At 58.2% G+C, this 16,621-nt stretch carries 12 protein-coding genes; 4 read left to right on the forward strand and 8 right to left on the reverse strand.

Annotated elements, in window-relative coordinates; translation table 11 throughout:
- The first annotated feature begins 26 nt into the window (after nucleotides 1-26).
- The 4 genes from CR492_RS17155 to CR492_RS17175 all read left to right on the forward strand — a co-directional run bounded on the left by CR492_RS17155 (nucleotide 27) and on the right by CR492_RS17175 (nucleotide 6,248).
- Nucleotides 27-317, forward strand: coding sequence for an HdeA/HdeB family chaperone (locus CR492_RS17155; protein WP_102844954.1), 291 nt, complete (start codon nucleotides 27-29; stop codon nucleotides 315-317).
- A gap of 274 nt (nucleotides 318-591) precedes the next feature.
- Nucleotides 592-3,156, forward strand: coding sequence for an arylsulfatase (locus tag CR492_RS17160; protein ID WP_102844978.1), 2,565 nt, complete (start codon nucleotides 592-594; stop codon nucleotides 3,154-3,156).
- A 106-nt stretch (nucleotides 3,157-3,262) separates the two neighbouring features.
- Nucleotides 3,263-3,742: a hypothetical protein gene (locus CR492_RS17165; protein WP_102844955.1), complete on the forward strand. Its 480-nt coding sequence runs from the start codon at nucleotides 3,263-3,265 to the stop codon at nucleotides 3,740-3,742.
- 895 nt (nucleotides 3,743-4,637) lie between these two features.
- The gene (locus CR492_RS17175) at nucleotides 4,638-6,248 is read left to right on the forward strand and encodes a hypothetical protein (protein ID WP_146030310.1); all 1,611 of its coding nucleotides are present in this window, start codon (nucleotides 4,638-4,640) and stop codon (nucleotides 6,246-6,248) included.
- A 185-nt stretch (nucleotides 6,249-6,433) separates the two neighbouring features.
- Here CR492_RS17175 and CR492_RS17180 read toward each other — a convergent pair whose 3' ends face one another.
- The 8 genes from CR492_RS17180 to CR492_RS17215 all read right to left on the reverse strand — a co-directional run bounded on the left by CR492_RS17180 (nucleotide 6,434) and on the right by CR492_RS17215 (nucleotide 16,619).
- Nucleotides 6,434-8,686, reverse strand: coding sequence for an AAA family ATPase (locus CR492_RS17180; RefSeq protein WP_102844958.1), 2,253 nt, complete (start codon nucleotides 8,684-8,686; stop codon nucleotides 6,434-6,436).
- A gap of 275 nt (nucleotides 8,687-8,961) precedes the next feature.
- On the reverse strand, nucleotides 8,962-9,507 hold the full coding sequence (locus tag CR492_RS17185) for a hypothetical protein (RefSeq protein ID WP_102844959.1): 546 nt from the start codon (nucleotides 9,505-9,507) through the stop codon (nucleotides 8,962-8,964).
- A 374-nt stretch (nucleotides 9,508-9,881) separates the two neighbouring features.
- A complete protein-coding gene (locus tag CR492_RS17190) occupies nucleotides 9,882-11,033 on the reverse strand; it encodes a glycosyltransferase family 4 protein (protein WP_102844960.1) in 1,152 nt (383 codons plus the stop codon).
- Nucleotides 11,034-11,094: 61 nt separating this feature from the next.
- Nucleotides 11,095-11,925 (reverse strand): glycoside hydrolase family 16 protein, encoded by an 831-nt coding sequence (locus CR492_RS17195; protein WP_180982590.1) that lies wholly within the window; start codon nucleotides 11,923-11,925, stop codon nucleotides 11,095-11,097.
- A 184-nt stretch (nucleotides 11,926-12,109) separates the two neighbouring features.
- Nucleotides 12,110-13,033, reverse strand: coding sequence for a glycosyltransferase family 2 protein (locus CR492_RS17200; RefSeq protein WP_180982591.1), 924 nt, complete (start codon nucleotides 13,031-13,033; stop codon nucleotides 12,110-12,112).
- Complete coding sequence (locus CR492_RS17205; RefSeq protein WP_245412142.1) at nucleotides 13,030-13,509, reverse strand: serine O-acetyltransferase; 480 nt, start codon at nucleotides 13,507-13,509, stop codon at nucleotides 13,030-13,032. The genes CR492_RS17200 and CR492_RS17205 overlap by 4 nt, the downstream gene beginning before the upstream one ends.
- Before the next feature lie 216 nt (nucleotides 13,510-13,725).
- Nucleotides 13,726-15,243, reverse strand: coding sequence for an oligosaccharide flippase family protein (locus tag CR492_RS17210; RefSeq protein ID WP_102844964.1), 1,518 nt, complete (start codon nucleotides 15,241-15,243; stop codon nucleotides 13,726-13,728).
- Complete coding sequence (locus CR492_RS17215; protein ID WP_180982592.1) at nucleotides 15,240-16,619, reverse strand: O-antigen ligase family protein; 1,380 nt, start codon at nucleotides 16,617-16,619, stop codon at nucleotides 15,240-15,242. The genes CR492_RS17210 and CR492_RS17215 overlap by 4 nt, the downstream gene beginning before the upstream one ends.
- Nucleotides 16,620-16,621 lie beyond the last annotated feature (2 nt).

Here is a 16,621-nt window from a genome sequence, read left to right on the forward strand (position 1 = left end):
AAGCCCAACCGGATCAGGAAAACGCCATGAAGAAAACAATCGCCGCCGCCATCCTCCTTGGATGTGGCTTCGCCCCGATCGCGCAAGCTCAAGTGATCGTTGATATGTCCTTGCTCACCTGCAAGCAGATGCTCGACGCGCCGATCGAACGCGCGCCCTTCATCACCGCCTGGATGGCCGGTTACTTTGGCGCGACCCAGGATCGGGCGACCGTCGACCTGCGTTACCTCGAACGCAACATTAAGGTCGCTACGGATTATTGCAAAGGCCACCCGTCTGACAATCTGATGGCGGTGATTGAGAAGACCGCGAAGTAACAGGCGCTGCGGCTCCCCCGCGGCCCGATGGGCGGCGGACAAACATGCATAATATGCCGGGCCCCGCGCTCCTTGCAGGCGTTTGCCGCCGCCCATAAGGCGCTCCAAGCCGACGTCAAACCCTGGCGCCGGCTTGCATTGGCCTCTGCCGCTGATCGCGCGCCAATCTGCGGCGCGCCCCCCATGCGACGTCCGTCAATACGCCCCCGCGGGCCTTCGATTTTTGGAGACAGGCCCATCCTGATAGCGCAGCATGATCGAAGGTCAGGCTCAAATGACGTCACGCTTTTCCGTTATCAAAGTCCGCTCGCCCGAGACCGCGCCGACGCGCCGCCTGCTTGTGCTGCTTCTGGCCGCCATCTCGCTTGGCGCCGCTTCCGCCGCTTCCACGGCTTTTGCCCAGCAGACGACAGGCGCGCCGGGCGCCCCCGATGCAACGACCACCATTGACGGTCGCTATCTGCCGCCGCCGCCGCAGCCTTTTCAGGGCGAGATCAAACTCAACGCCGCCCAGTCGACGCCAGCGTGGCCGGCGCGCGTCGTGCCGCCGAAGGGCGCGCCCAATATTCTCCTCATCATGACCGATGATGTTGGCTTTGCCGCGCCTTCGACCTTCGGCGGCGTCATCCCGACGCCAACGCTTGACGCTATCGCCGACGCGGGGCTGCGATATACCAATTTCCATTCAACGTCGCTGTGCTCGCCAACGCGCGCCGCGCTCATCACCGGCCGCAACCATCATTCGGTCGGCTTCGGCGTTGTTTCTGAAGCTGCGACCGGTTTTCCGGGCTATGACAGCTTCATCGGAAAAGGCAGCGCAACCATCGGCCGGATCCTGCGAGAGAACGGCTATCGCACCGCATGGTACGGCAAGGACCACAATACGCCGACCTGGACCGCGAGCCAGGCGGGGCCATTCGATCAATGGCCAACCGGCATGGGCTTTGAACATTTCTACGGTTTCGTCGGCGGCGACGCGAGCCAGTGGGAGCCCAATCTCTTCAACGATACAACCGCGATCTACCCCTATATCGGGCAACAGGGTAAGTGGAACCTGACGACGGCGATGGCCGATGACGCCATCCACTGGCTGCATCAGCTGAATGACATCGACAAGACGCTGCCGTTCTTCCTCTATTATGTTCCCGGCGGAACCCATGCGCCGCATCATCCGACGCCGGAATGGGTCGACAAGATCACCGACATGCATCTTTTCGACAAGGGCTGGAACGCCCTGCGCGACCAGATTTTCGCCAATCAGAAAAAGCTCGGCGTCATTCCGCAGGACGCCAGACTGACGCCCTGGCCGGATGATCTCATGAAGAAATGGGATACGCTCGGCGATGACGAAAAGAAGCTCTTCATCCGGCAGGCGAATGTCTATGCCGCTTTTCTCGCCTACACCGATCACGAAATCGGCCGCGTCATTCAGGCGGTGAAAGACACCGGCAAATATGACGATACGCTGATCATCTATATCAGCGGCGACAATGGCGCCTCCGCCGAAGGCTCGCCGAATGGCACGCCAAGCGAAGTGCTCCAGTTCAATGGCATTGAATTAACCGCCGCCGAGCAGATGAAATTCTACGACGCCTGGGGCTCGCAATTCGCCTATAATCATTTCGCGGTGCCGTGGGCCTGGGCTTTCGACACGCCGTTCAAATGGACCAAACAGGTGCCGTCCTTCTTTGGCGGCACGCGGCAGGGCATGGCGATTTCATGGCCCGGCCATATCAAGGACGCCGGCGGATTGCGTACGCAATTCCACCACGTCATCGATATCGTGCCGACGCTGCTTGAGGCGACCGGAATACCGGCGCCTGTCACGGTCGACGGCATCGCGCAAAAGCCGATCGAGGGCGTCAGCATGGCCTATAGCTTCGACAAGACGAAGGCCGACGCGCCCTCGGCGCACAAGACGCAATATTTCGAGATGCTGGGCGTGCAGGGCCTCTATGACGACGGCTGGATGCTGAGCGCCGTTCCGCTGCGGGCGCCGTGGGAGCTGCTCGGGAAGGCTGTTCTTGACCCGGCCAGCGCCTATAAATTCGAGCTCTATGACGTCCGCCATGACTGGACGCAATATAGCGACGTCTCCTCCGCCAATCCGCAGAAAGTTCGCGAGATGACCGATCTGATGTTTGGCGAATTCGCCAAATATCAGGTGCTGCCGCTCGACGCCTCGGTGGCGACGCGCATGGCGACCCCGCGCCCGTCGCTGAATGGCGGCCGCCAAATGTTCACCTATTCGGGCGAACCGGTCGCCGGCCTGCCGCGTGGCACCGGCCCCGATCTGCTCAACACGTCCTATACGATCACCGCCGAGATCGACGTCCCGCAGACCGGGGCCGAGGGCATGATCGTGACCCGCGGCGGAAGGTTTGGCGGCTATGGCCTCTATCTTTTGAAGGGCAAGCCGGTCTTTACTTGGAACCTGCTTGATCTCAAGCGGGTGAAATGGGCGGCGCCTGACGCGCTGCCCGCCGGCAAACACACGCTCGTCTATGATTTCAAATATGACGGGCTCGGGTTTGCGACGCTCGCCTTCAACAATGTCAGCGGCCTCGGCCGCGGCGGCGTCGGGACTCTGAGCGTCGACGGAAAAATCGTCGCAACGCAGACAATGGAGCGCACAGTGCCGCTGACCCTGCCGTGGGACGAGACTTTCGACATCGGCTCGGACACCGCAACCCCGGTTGACGATCAGGACTATCAGATTCCCTTCGCCTTCACTGGTAAGATCAACAGGCTGACGATCGCAGTCGAGCCGCCGGTCCTGACCGATGACGACAGGAAGAAGCTGCAGGCCGCGTCGCGCGCGGCGGGCGACGCCAACTAAGGGCGCGGCGCAAGATCGCCTGCCGCATATCCACTGCGGCAGGCCGGATATTGACGGGCTCGCGCGCCAACTCCTAATTGGCGCGGCAACGTGAAAGGGCCGCCGATTGCTGACGCCAGCCTGGACGCTCGACTGGGCCTGGAGCCTGCCGCTGATTGCGCTGACGCTCGCCATTCACGTCACGGCCATTATTGGACTTTCGGTGCTGTTGCTGCACGTCAGGGCGCGCTTTGAGCGGCGGGAAAGGCGGCTGCGCTCCTCGGCGCTGCTGTCGATCGCAATGATCGGCGCCGCCGGATGGGCGCTTGCCCTGTTGCACGGGTTCGAGGCGGCGCTCTGGGCCGGCGCCTATCTGCATGTCGGCGCAATCGATACGCCAGCGGACGCCATGTTTTATTCTGTCGACGCAATGACAACGCGCGGCGCTTCGGGACTAAAGCTCGAGAAGCAATGGGAGATGATGGGCGCTCTGGAGGCAGCCAACGGCGTATTGCTGTTTGGCGTCAGCACCGCCTTTCTGGCCGGCGTCCTGACCGAAGCCTGGGCAGCTTTTCGCGAGCAGGCGCGGCATTCAGTGAGGACCTGAACGCCCCACAATTTTAAAAATTCGTCGAGGTCGCGCATGCTTGGGCGGGCGGCCCAAGTCGAAGCTCGCCGCACATGACGAGGCGCTTCGCCCCGTGTGATGGGCGAACCCGAGGCGACGCTCGCCGAACTGCAGGCCTGGCTCATGGCCGAGAGCGCCATGAAGGCTAGCGTCGGCTGCCTTTGGCAGCGGCCGCGGCGTCTCGGGCTGACGCTCAATAGAGTCGTCGCGCGCCGCCGAACAAGATCGCGCCGATGTCGCCAAAGCGCGCGAGGAATGGCGCGTCAGCCAGCCTGATCTGAATCCGGAACAGCTTGTCTTTATAGCGAAACCAGAGCGAAGACGAATACGGTGCGGCTGTATAGCTGCGCCCCGCGCGGACGCCGCCTCAACGCGCGCGCTGTTTGGCAATTGGGTGCCGGCCTTGGTTGGCGCCATGCGCCACGATCAGATCACAGTCCCTTGCGTCTTCGACGGGCCGATGAACGGCCCTTTCAGGCTATCGCCATGAATCGTGCAATCCTCTAGCTGCGCATAAGCGAAATCATGAATCATTTTTTATGCAGACTAAATCTTCTTTTAATATGAGTACACTCATTGATAGTGTAGGATTATCAAGGACACATATAAAGCATAGAATTAAGTATAGAAGTAATCAGATAAGTAGTAATGTCATAAAATCTACATAAATATCGACTGTGTTGCTAGCATACAACTTACATAAATCTAATTTTGTGAGTTGCGTGAATCTCTTTGACCGCCTGTATAGCGAATAATACACAGGTCAGCAGGCATACAGATCCGCTCGACAGCCGATCTGGTGTTTGTAATTCTTAGAGTGGGGCGCAAAATCATGAATCGATATGCAGCTGGGCCTGCTTTTGTGGCTATGACATTGGGTGCTCTCGTCGCCTGCCAGAGCGCAGCGCGCGCGGATGAGACGGCCGACGAAATTCGCGCGCTAAAGGCGCAGTTGAAACGCTTGGAGGTCAAGGTCAGCGATCAGGCCCGCAAGCAAAAAGAGACTCAGGTGCAGATCCGCGACGTCGCGTCACGCCCGGCGCCGCCTGTAGCCTCTGGGCCAAACGGCGTCTCTCTCGGCGCGCTCGGCGGCTCCGCGCCTACCGGCCTCACCGGCGTCGAGTCATCAATTCGCGGCCTGCCGGTAGCAGGCTCGCCAAGCCTATATATCAACGGCGTGAGTATCACGCCTGGCGGCTTTCTCGCCCTCGAAGGCATTTTCCGCGATCGTTTCATCGGCGCAGACATTGCGACGCCTTATCAGAATATTCCCTACGGCAATATCCGTTCCGGAAACGCCAACGAATTCCGCATGAGCGCGCGACAGAGCCGCGCCTCGCTCCTGGTCAAAGGCGATGTCAATCCGGCGACGCATCTCGCCGGCTTTATGGAGCTCGACTTTCTCGGAGCGGCGCAGACGGCGAATTCAAATGAGAGCAATTCGTTCAACCCCCGCGTCCGGCATCTCTACGCCACCGTGGATCAGGACGACTTTGGCGCGCATCTCCTCGCCGGACAAACCTGGTCGCTCGTGACCATGAACACCAAGGGCATCGTTCCGAGGCAGGAAAACATTCCGCTGCAGATCGATGCGCAATACGTTCCGGGCTTTGTCTGGGCCCGCAATCCGCAGATACGCGTCGTCAAGGATTTCGACCAGACGCTATGGGCCGCCCTGTCGGTCGAAAACCCGCAGACGACGTTCGGCGGCTTCACGACGGTCGGCACGACTCCCGGCACTCTGCCAAGCTCTCTCGTCTTCAACCAACTTCCGCCCGGCGGATCGCTGTTCAATTCGTTAAATGCGGTGTCGCTCAATCATATGCCCGACATCGTTGGCAAGGTCGCCTGGGACCCGACCATTGCGGGCCATAATGTCCATCTTGAGGGCTTTGGCATTTTCCGCGATTTCTACAGCCAGGTGAACAACAGCAATCAAGATGTCGCGGGCGGCGGCGCCGGGGGCTCTATCCTCGTATCTCTGCTTCCGAAGCAGCTCGAAGCTCAGTTTTCGGGCATGACGGGGCGGGGCATCGGCCGCTATGGCGCGGGGCAGCTCCCCGACGTCACGTTCAACGCAAACGGCACAATCGCGCCAATCCAGGAAACCATGCTTCTTGCCGGACTGACGTGGCACGCCACGTCTGATCTCGATCTTTACGCCTACGCCGGCGAAGAATACCAGAACGCGACCTATACGACGACCGAGTCTGGCGGCGTTCTCAATCCCTTCGGACTTGGCAATCCTTTGTTCTCGAATGCGGGATGCTCGACCCCAGGCTCCACAGTCTGCAACGGAAACATTCACTTGATTCGCCAGATCACGGGCGGACTATGGGACAAGGTCTACCAGGGTTCGTTCGGCCAACTGCGAGCCGGTTTGCAATATTCTTTCACCCAGAAATATTCCTTTCAGGGCGTCGGCGGCGGTGCGAAAACCCAGGAAAACATGGGCTTGTTCAGCCTGCGCTACTATCCCTTCTGACGAGCGATCAGCGATCGCCGGTGTTGGAGCAAATGAGTTGGAGCCCGGCGCGAGAGATTAAATCTTTGCTCGTAGGATCATCGGTCGGAGGCAGACGCTCTTTGGCGTCCTGCCGACGATCGGCGCCTTTCGCTAAGAAGGGATTGGCTCAAAATATGGATCTTCCCTCCAGCTGGATCAAATGCTTAGTCCGGATTAACGTAATAGCTGCCATACAGCGGTCCCTTATAGGCCTCGATCCGCTTTAGCGCTGTTGGGTCCGCCCTCGTCAAGACAGCTCCCACAATTCGATCCACCAATTGTTCGTCATGGCTCAAGGCGTCCAGAACCACCTTCTGGCTCGTTTCACTCCATTGGATCAGGAAAACAAAAGCGTCGATTAAATGCGCCACCGCCTTCACATCCACGATCGGAACCACGGGCGGAAAATCCACGAACACATATTCATACTTCTCGCGCACATCAGCTAACAGATTAATCATCGCGCTCGACGTAAGCAGCGTGGTCACATTCGTATGCCGCTCTTTGATCACCGCGGGTATAAAATCGAGACCAGTCGCGGGGTCGGTGATGATCACATCAGCTAACACCTTAGATTCCGTCAGCAGCTCTAGAAGACCGGATTTTGATTTTGGAAAAACAGTCGCTGTGAGCGATGGATTGTGCAAATCCGCGTCGATGAGCAATGTCTTGTGTCCCATCTGTGCGGTCATAAAGGCTATATTGGCGACGAAGGTCGTTTTGCCTTCCCGCGGAAGTGAGGAAACGATCCCGATGACGCGTGATTGGGTTTGTGGGAGCGCCGTATCGACAGAAACCTTGACGTTTCTAAGGGTCTCCGTAAATCTCGAGAACGGCGCGGAAACGCTGTGGCGAACAATTTGCCCCGCATCCAATCCTCCGCCGCCGCTTCCCAGCAGCTGCCTCAGTCTCTGGCGCGGGCTAGCCTTCAAGGAAATGTCCGGAAGAATGCCGAGGCATGTCAAGCCGGTGTAATTCACGACGTCGTCCGCAGTGCGAAAATTACTCCCAAGGAACTCACGGGCGGCGGCTATCGAGCCACCAAGCATAAGTCCAAAAAAGATTGCCCCCGGGATCAAAACCAACTTCCTCGGCCAGCTTGGCCGGTCAGGCACACTCGCTGGCGTGATGACGCGCGCGTCAGAAACAGGGAATGTTTGCTGCTGGTTTGCTTCCTGCAATTTCGAGAGAAAATTATCGTAAACGCTACGGGAGGTTTGCGCGGAGCTTTCAAGATCCCTGAGTTCCACCTGCGCCTGGTTCGACACGTGTGACAGCATGACAAGGGAATCGAGGCTGTCCTGGACCGACTTTTGTCTGGCCGACGCAATCTCGTAATCGCTCTTTGTGCCTTCGCCAATTCTGCGAATTTCATCCAGCATTGATTTTCGCAGTTCATTCATCTGATGATAGATATTAACAACAACGCCATGTTTGGTTCCATATTTGGACGACAAATCGGCTGCCCTGCTGGAAAGGTCAAGATATTGCGCGCGCAGTCGCGTGATGATGGGACTTTGTAATGCGTCGGCGACAGATCCGTTGACAACATCTCCCTGGCTAACCTCGGTTATACGGTCGAGGCGCGCCTGGGCCTCCGCGGTCGTCGCTTTGGCCGCGACAAGCTGGCCGTTCACGTCGGAGAGCTGCTGTTCGCTCATTAGGCCGCGCGAGGTATCCACAATATTGTTGTCGGACTTGAATATCTGAACCGCCTTGTCGGAGGCGGCGGCCTCAGCTCGAAGCTCCTTCAGCCGGTCCTGCAGCCATTTCGTCGCGCGCCGCGTCGTTTGAAAGTTCGCATCGAGTTCTGCGTTCATATAGCCTTCGGCCAGCGCGTTGGCGATCAACGCCGCCTTTTCCGCATTGTAGAGGGTCAATTCGACCTGGATGACATTCGTCGCGCGGACGCGCTTTATCTTGAGGTTTGAGACGATCTGCTGAACCGCCGCCTCTTCAAGCCGTGTCTCAGTCCAGTCGCTTGCCGGCTTCGCGCCGAGCGAGGCGAACCATGACGTCAGTTGAGACATCAGAGAATAAGGAGGGAAAATCTCCGGATCATGCGCAAGCTTCAATGACCTGACAACCGACAGGATCACACTGTCAGATTTCAACACCTCCGCCTGACTGTCTATGAACCCAGGGTCCATGATGGGGTGATCGGCTGTTCTATCTCGCTTTGATAAAACCTGGCTCTTCTCCGGATCGATCAGAAGCAGGAAGTCAGAGGTGTATCGAGGCGCCGTCGTATAAATATATACGACGGATAAAGCGAGCATGAACAGCACGCTGGCGCAAATAGCCGGCCATTGCCTGCGTACGGCCCGAGCTATCGCTAGCATGTCAAGTCGTGGCTTGAACGCAAATCTGGCGCTCTGCTTAGCCGCCGGCGCTATCGTATTCATCGCATTCAGCATGAGTCGCCTTCCCGGCCGCCACAGCCTTATCTGTGAGGCCTGCTTTAAAAACTCAATTTTCGTCCTTGAACGCCCAGAACGACATTATCCGGCGCCAGCAAACAATTCCGGCTTGGGTCGCCGGCGTCAATCGGAAGAAGCTACTTTCGACTGTTGACGAGCGGAGCGCTCGTGGCAGACAAGCGCCAGCTACACAGACGCATCTCGCCATTACGGCCGACCATCGTAACCGGCGCAGAGCACATTCATCGCGCCGCTCGGTAGGTCAGCTCGTCTCACCGAATCTTGTAGATCGGAGCGAAGGGCTTAAACGGATCCTCCAGCGCCAGACCCCGCCTGCCGATTGAGCCCGTCGTATCCACCCCAAGCTTTGAAGGCGGAGGGGATGTGGGACCGGCAGGAGGATGACGCCAAAGCTCAGCAGGCGCGTCGCCCGCCGGCATGCCGCGGACATAGGCGCGCAATACGTCAGGGTCGGAGACCGAACGCATGACGGCTGTAATTTTGCGCGGAACTTCAGGATTCTGCCCTGCGCACGCCTGAGACGCCATGGCGAGACCGGCGCCGATGGCGCTCCGCTGCCGTTGATTTGCAGCTGAGACAGTTGCGCCGATGGCTGCAAGCGCGATGTCGCCTGTGACTGCATAAGACTGGATCACAGCCGCCATCCCAATGTCGCCTCGCGGGTACACATCCAGCAAAATGCTCGGATCCTTCGCAAATCCGTCAATAATATCCTGGGACGCCGGCTTGACGCAGGCGCCATATACCGGCCAGGACCACAGCAATGCCCATATGAAAGCGATATTTCTTTTACCCAAGGCATTTGCCCGCAGGTTAGATGCTCGCGCCGAAGCGCGTGAGGGGCGCGCAAAGACGCACGCTTCCCGGCCCCGCATAATTTCGAATGGCATGCGCATTATTCAACTTACGCACAATACTACACACTTTGTTGCAGCGCAACCAAAGCTTCTCTACAGCGTGAACCAAATTCATGCAGAATTGCCGCTCTCTAGCCGAATTGCAGCGCTTGCTACATCTGGCGCACACATGACCCCGCGCAGCAGCTCGTGATCTGGGGGGTCGAAGCTTTCGAGCGCAATAGCTGCAGATTTGTCACAGAGCGCAAGGACAACAGCGCAATCGGACCAGCTTAAGGCGTGTGAGGCAGCTACGGGTCCAATTGCTTGATGCTTCACGGGGAAAAGCCTCTTGCGGCCTCGTCTATTTTCAAAATCTCTCCAAAACGCCGGATATATTCGTTCACCATGCGGTCACGACGAAATTTCACTTTCACAATCTTCCGCGATTCTCGCGCCATATCGCGGCGCAATGCGTCATCTCGAATTATCGAATCGAGTCGATCAACAAGCCGTCCGGTGTCGCCGACCGGAAAAAGGAATCCATTTTGGTGCTCCGCAACGATCTCCGATGCGCCGCCAAGATCTGAAAGAACTAGCGGAAGCCCCGCCGCCATCATCTCTAGAGCGGCGAGCGACAGAGTCTCGACAGTTGTGCTGCATAGAACGCCGACATCCATAGCCGCGAGAAATGGCGTGACGTCGTCGTGCTCGCCGGCGAAGATGCAGGCGTCGCCAAGGCCTAGCTCGTCGACATGACGGCGGCAGGCCGCCTCCGTTGTTCCTGCGCCGACAAACAGCGCTTTCGCCGGCAATCCTCGCGCCCGAAGGGCGGCGATCGCGTCCACAAGCTGAGCGTGGTTCTTCTCCTCCCGAAATTTTGCGCACAGCCCAATCACCACGTCTGTGTCGGCAAATCCCGCTTCTCTTCTAATGGACGCCCGCGCGCGCTCCTGCAGGCAGGCCGATCGGTCGACATCGACCCCATTAAGAATGACGCTCTGCCGGCTGGAGTGAAGGCCGCGCTTTTCCCAATGGCGGCGTTGATTTTCGCTTACAAAAATCAGGTGATTTACGCGATTCATCGCGACATTGTGGATTAACTGAGCGCGTTCTTCCGCGCTGTTGCGGAGATCGGTCGTGTGGAATATCCCCGCGGTCTGACCGGCATGCGCCCCTGCTTTACTGGAGACAAACGCAGCAGTTGTCGCCGCTTGATTGACCCCCACGACAAGACGAGACGGATGAGCTCGAAGCCGGGCGAACAGAGACAGGAACATTCCAGCCAGACCAAACCCCCGCCGGTCCAGGCGCACGAAGTGCGGCAGGTCTTCGTTCGATAGCATTCTTGTCTGTGAGGCGCTCGATATGCCTATCAGGCCTACGGCGAGATTTGCCTTTTCGCGCAGCGAGCGCGCAAGTTCGACCGTGTGTTTTTGTGCGCCGCCAATGTCAAAATCCCAACAGATAAATGTTACGTCGTACATTTCGATCCTCTCGCAGCACGAGGGCGCAGCGCCTGCTTAAACGGCCGGGCGAAGGTCTTGGTCATCGGCGTATGACATAGGCGCTGATCCACTCGATCTGCATTTCGGATTGGGCGGGAGTCGCTGCATCTACGGGCCCCGGCCAAGCGCCGCCGACGCCGAGATTGACGATGATGTACATCGGATCGTTCATGTGTGGAGGAGTAATTGTTATCCCGACCGGCTTTCGATCGATCAAATAGATGATGTACTTTGACGTCCAGAGGGCGCCATAAAGGTGAAAGCGGGAGGAAAGATCAGCGACGGCATTGCGGCAAGATGCGTGTCCATTGGGATAGGCCCAATGGGTTGTCTGATAGACGTTTTGCGGCTCCTTGCCGACGACCTCAAAGACGTCCAGTTCCGGGGGCGACGGCTTGTCTCGCGGCACGAGCCAAAATGCCGGCCAGACGGCGCTCCCGACGGGAAGCTTAGCTGCTATCTCGAAGTATCCGTACGTCTGGGCGAAAAAGTTCTTGCTCGTCAGCATTCCCGATACGTAGGGGCGTGAATACAGGACTTGCTTGAGCTCGGCGGGCGTTCTGAACGCGCGGATCGTCAGGACTCCATCTGTGACGGCGAAGGGATTTAGTCCCAGCGGGCTGCGGCCGGCGCCCGAAAACTCCTCATCGACATAAACCACTTGCTCGTCTGCGCTATGCGTATGCGCGGCCTCGACGCTGTGCGGACGAAAATAGGAACGCATCCAGCGGCTGTCCGGTCGTGCGCCAACGTCGAAGTGATCCAGAAAGCTTCGATCAAGCACAACCGTTGCGTTCGATTTGAGGTCGTCCGTCCCCAGCGGGCGGCATTTATCCGTCGCGCTTGTTTCGTCAGGGATCGCCAGGGTCAATGTGGCCAACGGCGTTGCGGGATTGGCGGCGCTTGACCGGATTGGCGCGATGGCGCTGATCGCGAGCGCTGTCGCCGTGAGCAAGAAAATTGATTTGATCATACAACACCTATTGCAAACGCGGAGTGCTGGAAGTGCGGGCTTGTTCGGGCGCCACGACTCGCGTAAAATGGGATCGATAGCTTCAATTCATTTGCCCTTTTACTTTCCTGTCCCCGCGCAAACGCGAATAGACGTCGTCGGGCAAAATCGCTCGCAGTATCTGCCTCATCACATACCGCGGCGTGACGGCTCGCGCCCAAATAGCTTCCGCTGCGAGCGCCAGCCCAAACTTCGGATCTCGTCGAACGAGATCGACGCCCAGATGAGTCATCAAAAAGCGGAGATAGGCTTTGCGCCCAAATCCCGCGCCGGCGCGAGACGCCAATAATGTGGCATTTGCAATGGATTTGCCTGATCCGCAGCTCAATCTGTCGGACCGGGAGTCGTTATTCCAGACCGACAACGGAGCTTGCAGAAAAATGTAGCCCACGATGTGGAGTCGCGCGGAGATGAAAAACAGATAGTCCTCATATTGGCGGAGCTGTTCGTCAAAGCCGATCGCCAATGCGAGTTTCCGCGATACGAAGAACGAACTCGTTTGAGCGAAGCCTTGTTCCAGAAAAAGATAGTCCGCAGGGTTCTCGCCGGCCGCAATGCCCCGACTTGGCTGGATAGAGAACGCGCTCTCGCTCTCGACAACTTTCGTTTGAGTATAGCAAAGCACGCTATCCGGGTCAGCCGACGCAAGAACTGCGGCGAGTTGCAGCTCCAGCTTCTCCGGCAGCCATTCGTCATCCGAGTCGAGAAACGCGACGAACCGGCCTCTTGATGCACGGACGCCGGCATTTCTCGCGGCCGAAGGGCCCTGATTCCGGTCAAGACGAATTAGCCGGCAGTGCGGGGCGAGCGTCGGAAAGGCCGAGGAAGGATCAATAGCCGAGCCGTCGTCGACGACCACGACCTCCCAATCCTTGAAAGTCTGATGCGCCAACATCCGAAGCGTCGACGCAATGGAATGCAATCGATTGTAAGAGGGGATGACAATGGAGACGGTTGGCTTAGTCAAAACCGCGCGTCCCGCATTTCTTCTAGGTCCGCTAGAACCGGGGCCGCGGCGCGCTCCACGATGCGCGCGGGAACGCCGACCGCCGTCGCACCAGCTGGAACGTCGCAGAGCACCACGGCGTTGGCTCCTATAAGCGCGTCGTTTCCGATTCGAACCCGGCCCAATATCTTCGCGCCGGCGCCAACCTCCACGCGATCGCCGAGAATTGGCGCGTCCAGTGGTTGATCGTTCCGCTTATTCCCGAGGGTGACCCCTTGGCGCAAAACGCAATCGTCGCCGATCACTGTAGCGCCGTGAATGATGATGCCGCCGAAATGCTCGATATTCAGGCGACGGCCGATGGTCGCGTATTCCGGCAAAGTGATGCCCGTCGCGACCTCGACCATCTTCTGCAGACAGAGATTCAGGATTTTCCAGCAAAACGCCAGGACCGGCATTTTGCATCCCCGACGGGCATGGGCGAGTCGATAGACCAAAACCGCCCAAAAACCCTGCGCGAGAATCCCCTCCCGATGCGTCCGAAGATCCTCCAGAATGATTTTGAACATGAATGATTACCTTTGCAACGAATACCACATGCCTGTCCGCGGGCGGGCGACGGACAGGCGCGCGCGGAAAAACGCCATCTGCGTCGCCACGAAATGGCCCATACTAGCCACTTGAGCCCTTGCCTCGGCCCGGCCTGCCGCCCATCACCACGACAACCGAAGAAGCTTCGCAGGGATCAATCTCGCCGTCCGTTCGGCGACGTATCTCTTTTCATCGACTGTGAAGAAAGCAAACCAGTAGACTCCTCCGACCGTACACAGGTAGAAAGCCCCGGCGGAAAAGAAGGTGACTGCATTGTGGCCTCCAAAGCTCTGGGCCAGATTATAGACGATGTATCCCAGCGCTAGCGTGACGATGGGCGGGGCTATGTCCTTCGGGGAGCCCGCGAAGACGCCAATCACGGATCTTGCGGCAAGAGTGCGCATGAGGTTGATCCCGAGGTAGGCGAGGCATACGCCCGCCGCAGCCCCCAACTGGCCAAAAACCGGAATTAGCGCAAAGCATGCAACGACGGCCACTATGTTGCCGAAGAAAAGAATCGAAGTCTCGGCCCGATGCCGACCTGTCATTGATAGCGCGAATCCGGTGGCGCCGGCGACGCCGGACACATAGTATCCAAGAGCAAGCGTGAACGAGACCGCGCCGGAAAAGGCGAATGAATCTCCAAACAGGACATCCATACCAGCGCCCCAGACCGCAACCCCCGAAAAAATCGGAGCCGCGAGAAGCGAAGTCAATCTGATGTTGCCGTTCAGCAGGGAACGTACAGCTGCGATATCGCCATCGGCATAATGCCGGGCGATCGTCGGACCAAGGGTCTGACTCAGCGCATGCGGAAAAAACTGGACGATTTGGGCAATCGTGCTTGTGGCGCTATACGCGCCGATTTCCTTCGTCGACTGAAACAGTCCCAGCACAACGATGTCGACCATCCTGATGCTGCTGTAAAGGAAGATGGAAATTCCCATCCAAAGCGATGGCTCAAGCAAAGCGAAGCCATCGCCCCAAGCCGGCCGATCGCGGGATTCAAGGCCGGGCGCGCCGCGATCCTGCCGCATGATGTAATGAGCATTCAAGAGAGCGAAGCTGATCACTGTCGAGCAGGTTGTTGCGATAACCACGCCCATTAACCCCCATCCGAAATGAAGGAGAATGAGCAACAGGAGCAGGCGCAGCAGAGGCATAAGATAGAAACTGACGGCGATCTGCGGCGTCGGATTGAATCGGCCTCGATAAATTCCGGACAGAATCGAGATGTCCGTCTGAAAGGGCAAAGCGGCAAAAGTTAGCACCAAAAGGAGATCCAGGCCGGGAATTTTGTAAACATGTTCGTTTAACCACCCGCCGAACCCGCCGGCGACGATCGCGAGCGCCACAGTCGTCAGAAGGAAAACAAGAAATCGGAGCCGGTTGGTGACGACGCGCGCGGCGGCGAGGCTTCCGTGATGGGATCCCACATATTTCTGGAGGGAGAGATCGAGGCCGATCGGCGCAATCACAGCCGCGATCTGAAACAGACTTCTGAGGATCGCCGATGTGCCGTAGTCGGATGCCCCAATCGATCGGGCGACATAGACTCCGGTCACGAGCATCGCGGAGTTCTGGAGAACCATCCCCACCAACTGGAAGCTGATCGACTTGGCGCCGGCTCGCTCGCTCATCGAGAGGCCCGGGCGTCGCTGGCGCGGAGGCCTTCATCCGGCTGCGGCTGCGCCCCGAAGGAGTTGCGGCGAGCGGCGGCCACCGAGACGACAAGCCAAATCATCCCAAGAGGCGAAGTTGTGAGAGACATCGCCGCGATTTCGCCGAAACCCGAAATGACGAGCGCGAAAAGAATCGCAAGAAATAATGTGATTTCTGGAGAGACTTCTTCCAAGCTGAAGTCACGAAGAATGCCCCGCATTGCGCAAAACAGACACAGAAACCAGATTGCGAGCCCTGCGAAGCCCAATTCAATGAGCAATTGCAGATAGGCATCATGGGCGTTGCTCGCATTGTAGGTAATCATAAAAATCGAGGTTATTTGCGGATCGCTGATCGACGGATAGCCGTAGCCGATCAATGGATGCAGCCCGATCAAATCGATGGCGGCGCTCCAGAGATAGGTTCTGCCCGTGAAGGTCGGATCCTTGCCGAGCAGCTCCAGGACAAAATAGGAAATATCGTCCAAAAAGACGCCGCAAACGATTGCCGCGAAACCGCCAAGCACAAGAACTGTTGTGCGCGCGCTTTTGGACTGGATGGAAGTCACGCTCACGGCGAGCGCCCCAGCAACGGCCACGGAAAAGCCGCCGCTGCTCTTTGCCTGGATCAAACACACTGCCGCAGAAACGATATAAGCGAAGAGCAGGGCGTTGCCCTTGATGAGCCGCCGACCGGGTCCGAGAAACAGCGGAATCGCCAGGCCTGCGACGCCGCCTAGCATGTTTTTATGATAATAGATGCCGCGCCAGGAACCCGCGTGGCCCTCCTGAACGATGTCGAATTCGCCGTGCACGGCGATGTCGGGAAACAGGCCGACCCAGATGATGCTGAAGATCAGACTGAATCCCAACGCGTGCAAGAGCATGATCGCGATCGATCGGGAGTCATATCGCGTGGTCAACACGTAAGAAAACAGGACGCAGCTGAATAACTCTATCGCGGCGCGCAGCGTGATGTACGGGTCGAAGGACCACATCGCCGAAAGAACAGCGAAAATCCAGAGCGCCAGGGGCCAGGGATTGGCCTTTATGGCCGCCGATAGCCTTTCGGGCTCTTTGAAGCTCCAAACGATGAAGACTATGGTCATCAGGATGCGGAGATACAAATAGTAGGGCTTAATCCCCTGTCCCCCGCCTTCCTCGCCCGATCCGGCGAGCTGCAAGGCAAAGGGCGCCGACATGGCGAAAAGCATTACCGATCCGACCAGAATCGTGGGCTCGACATTAAGGCCCGGGATGCGCACCGGATGCAACGACGCCATGGCGTCGGGGGCTTGTCGAGCCAGCTCATACATGCGCTTGTCGTCCTTGTTGAAGCCGCTGCGTGAGACCATGA

Origin of the sequence: Methylocella silvestris, assembly GCF_002891535.1 — a bacterium.
In the GTDB taxonomy this organism is placed as follows: Bacteria; Pseudomonadota; Alphaproteobacteria; order Rhizobiales; family Beijerinckiaceae; genus Methylocapsa; species Methylocapsa silvestris_A.

Bases quoted from the DNA above. Each gene is read 5' to 3' on its own strand.
- CR492_RS17155 (WP_102844954.1), top strand. From the start codon at position 27: ATGAAGAAAACAATCGCCGCCGCCATCCTCCTTGGATGTGGCTTCGCC.
- CR492_RS17160 (WP_102844978.1), top strand. From the start codon at position 592: ATGACGTCACGCTTTTCCGTTATCAAAGTCCGCTCGCCCGAGACCGCG.
- CR492_RS17180 (WP_102844958.1), bottom strand. From the start codon at position 8,686: ATGCTGAATGCGATGAATACGATAGCGCCGGCGGCTAAGCAGAGCGCC.
- CR492_RS17190 (WP_102844960.1), bottom strand. From the start codon at position 11,033: ATGTACGACGTAACATTTATCTGTTGGGATTTTGACATTGGCGGCGCA.
- CR492_RS17210 (WP_102844964.1), bottom strand. From the start codon at position 15,243: ATGAGCGAGCGAGCCGGCGCCAAGTCGATCAGCTTCCAGTTGGTGGGG.
- CR492_RS17215 (WP_180982592.1), bottom strand. From the start codon at position 16,619: ATGGTCTCACGCAGCGGCTTCAACAAGGACGACAAGCGCATGTATGAG.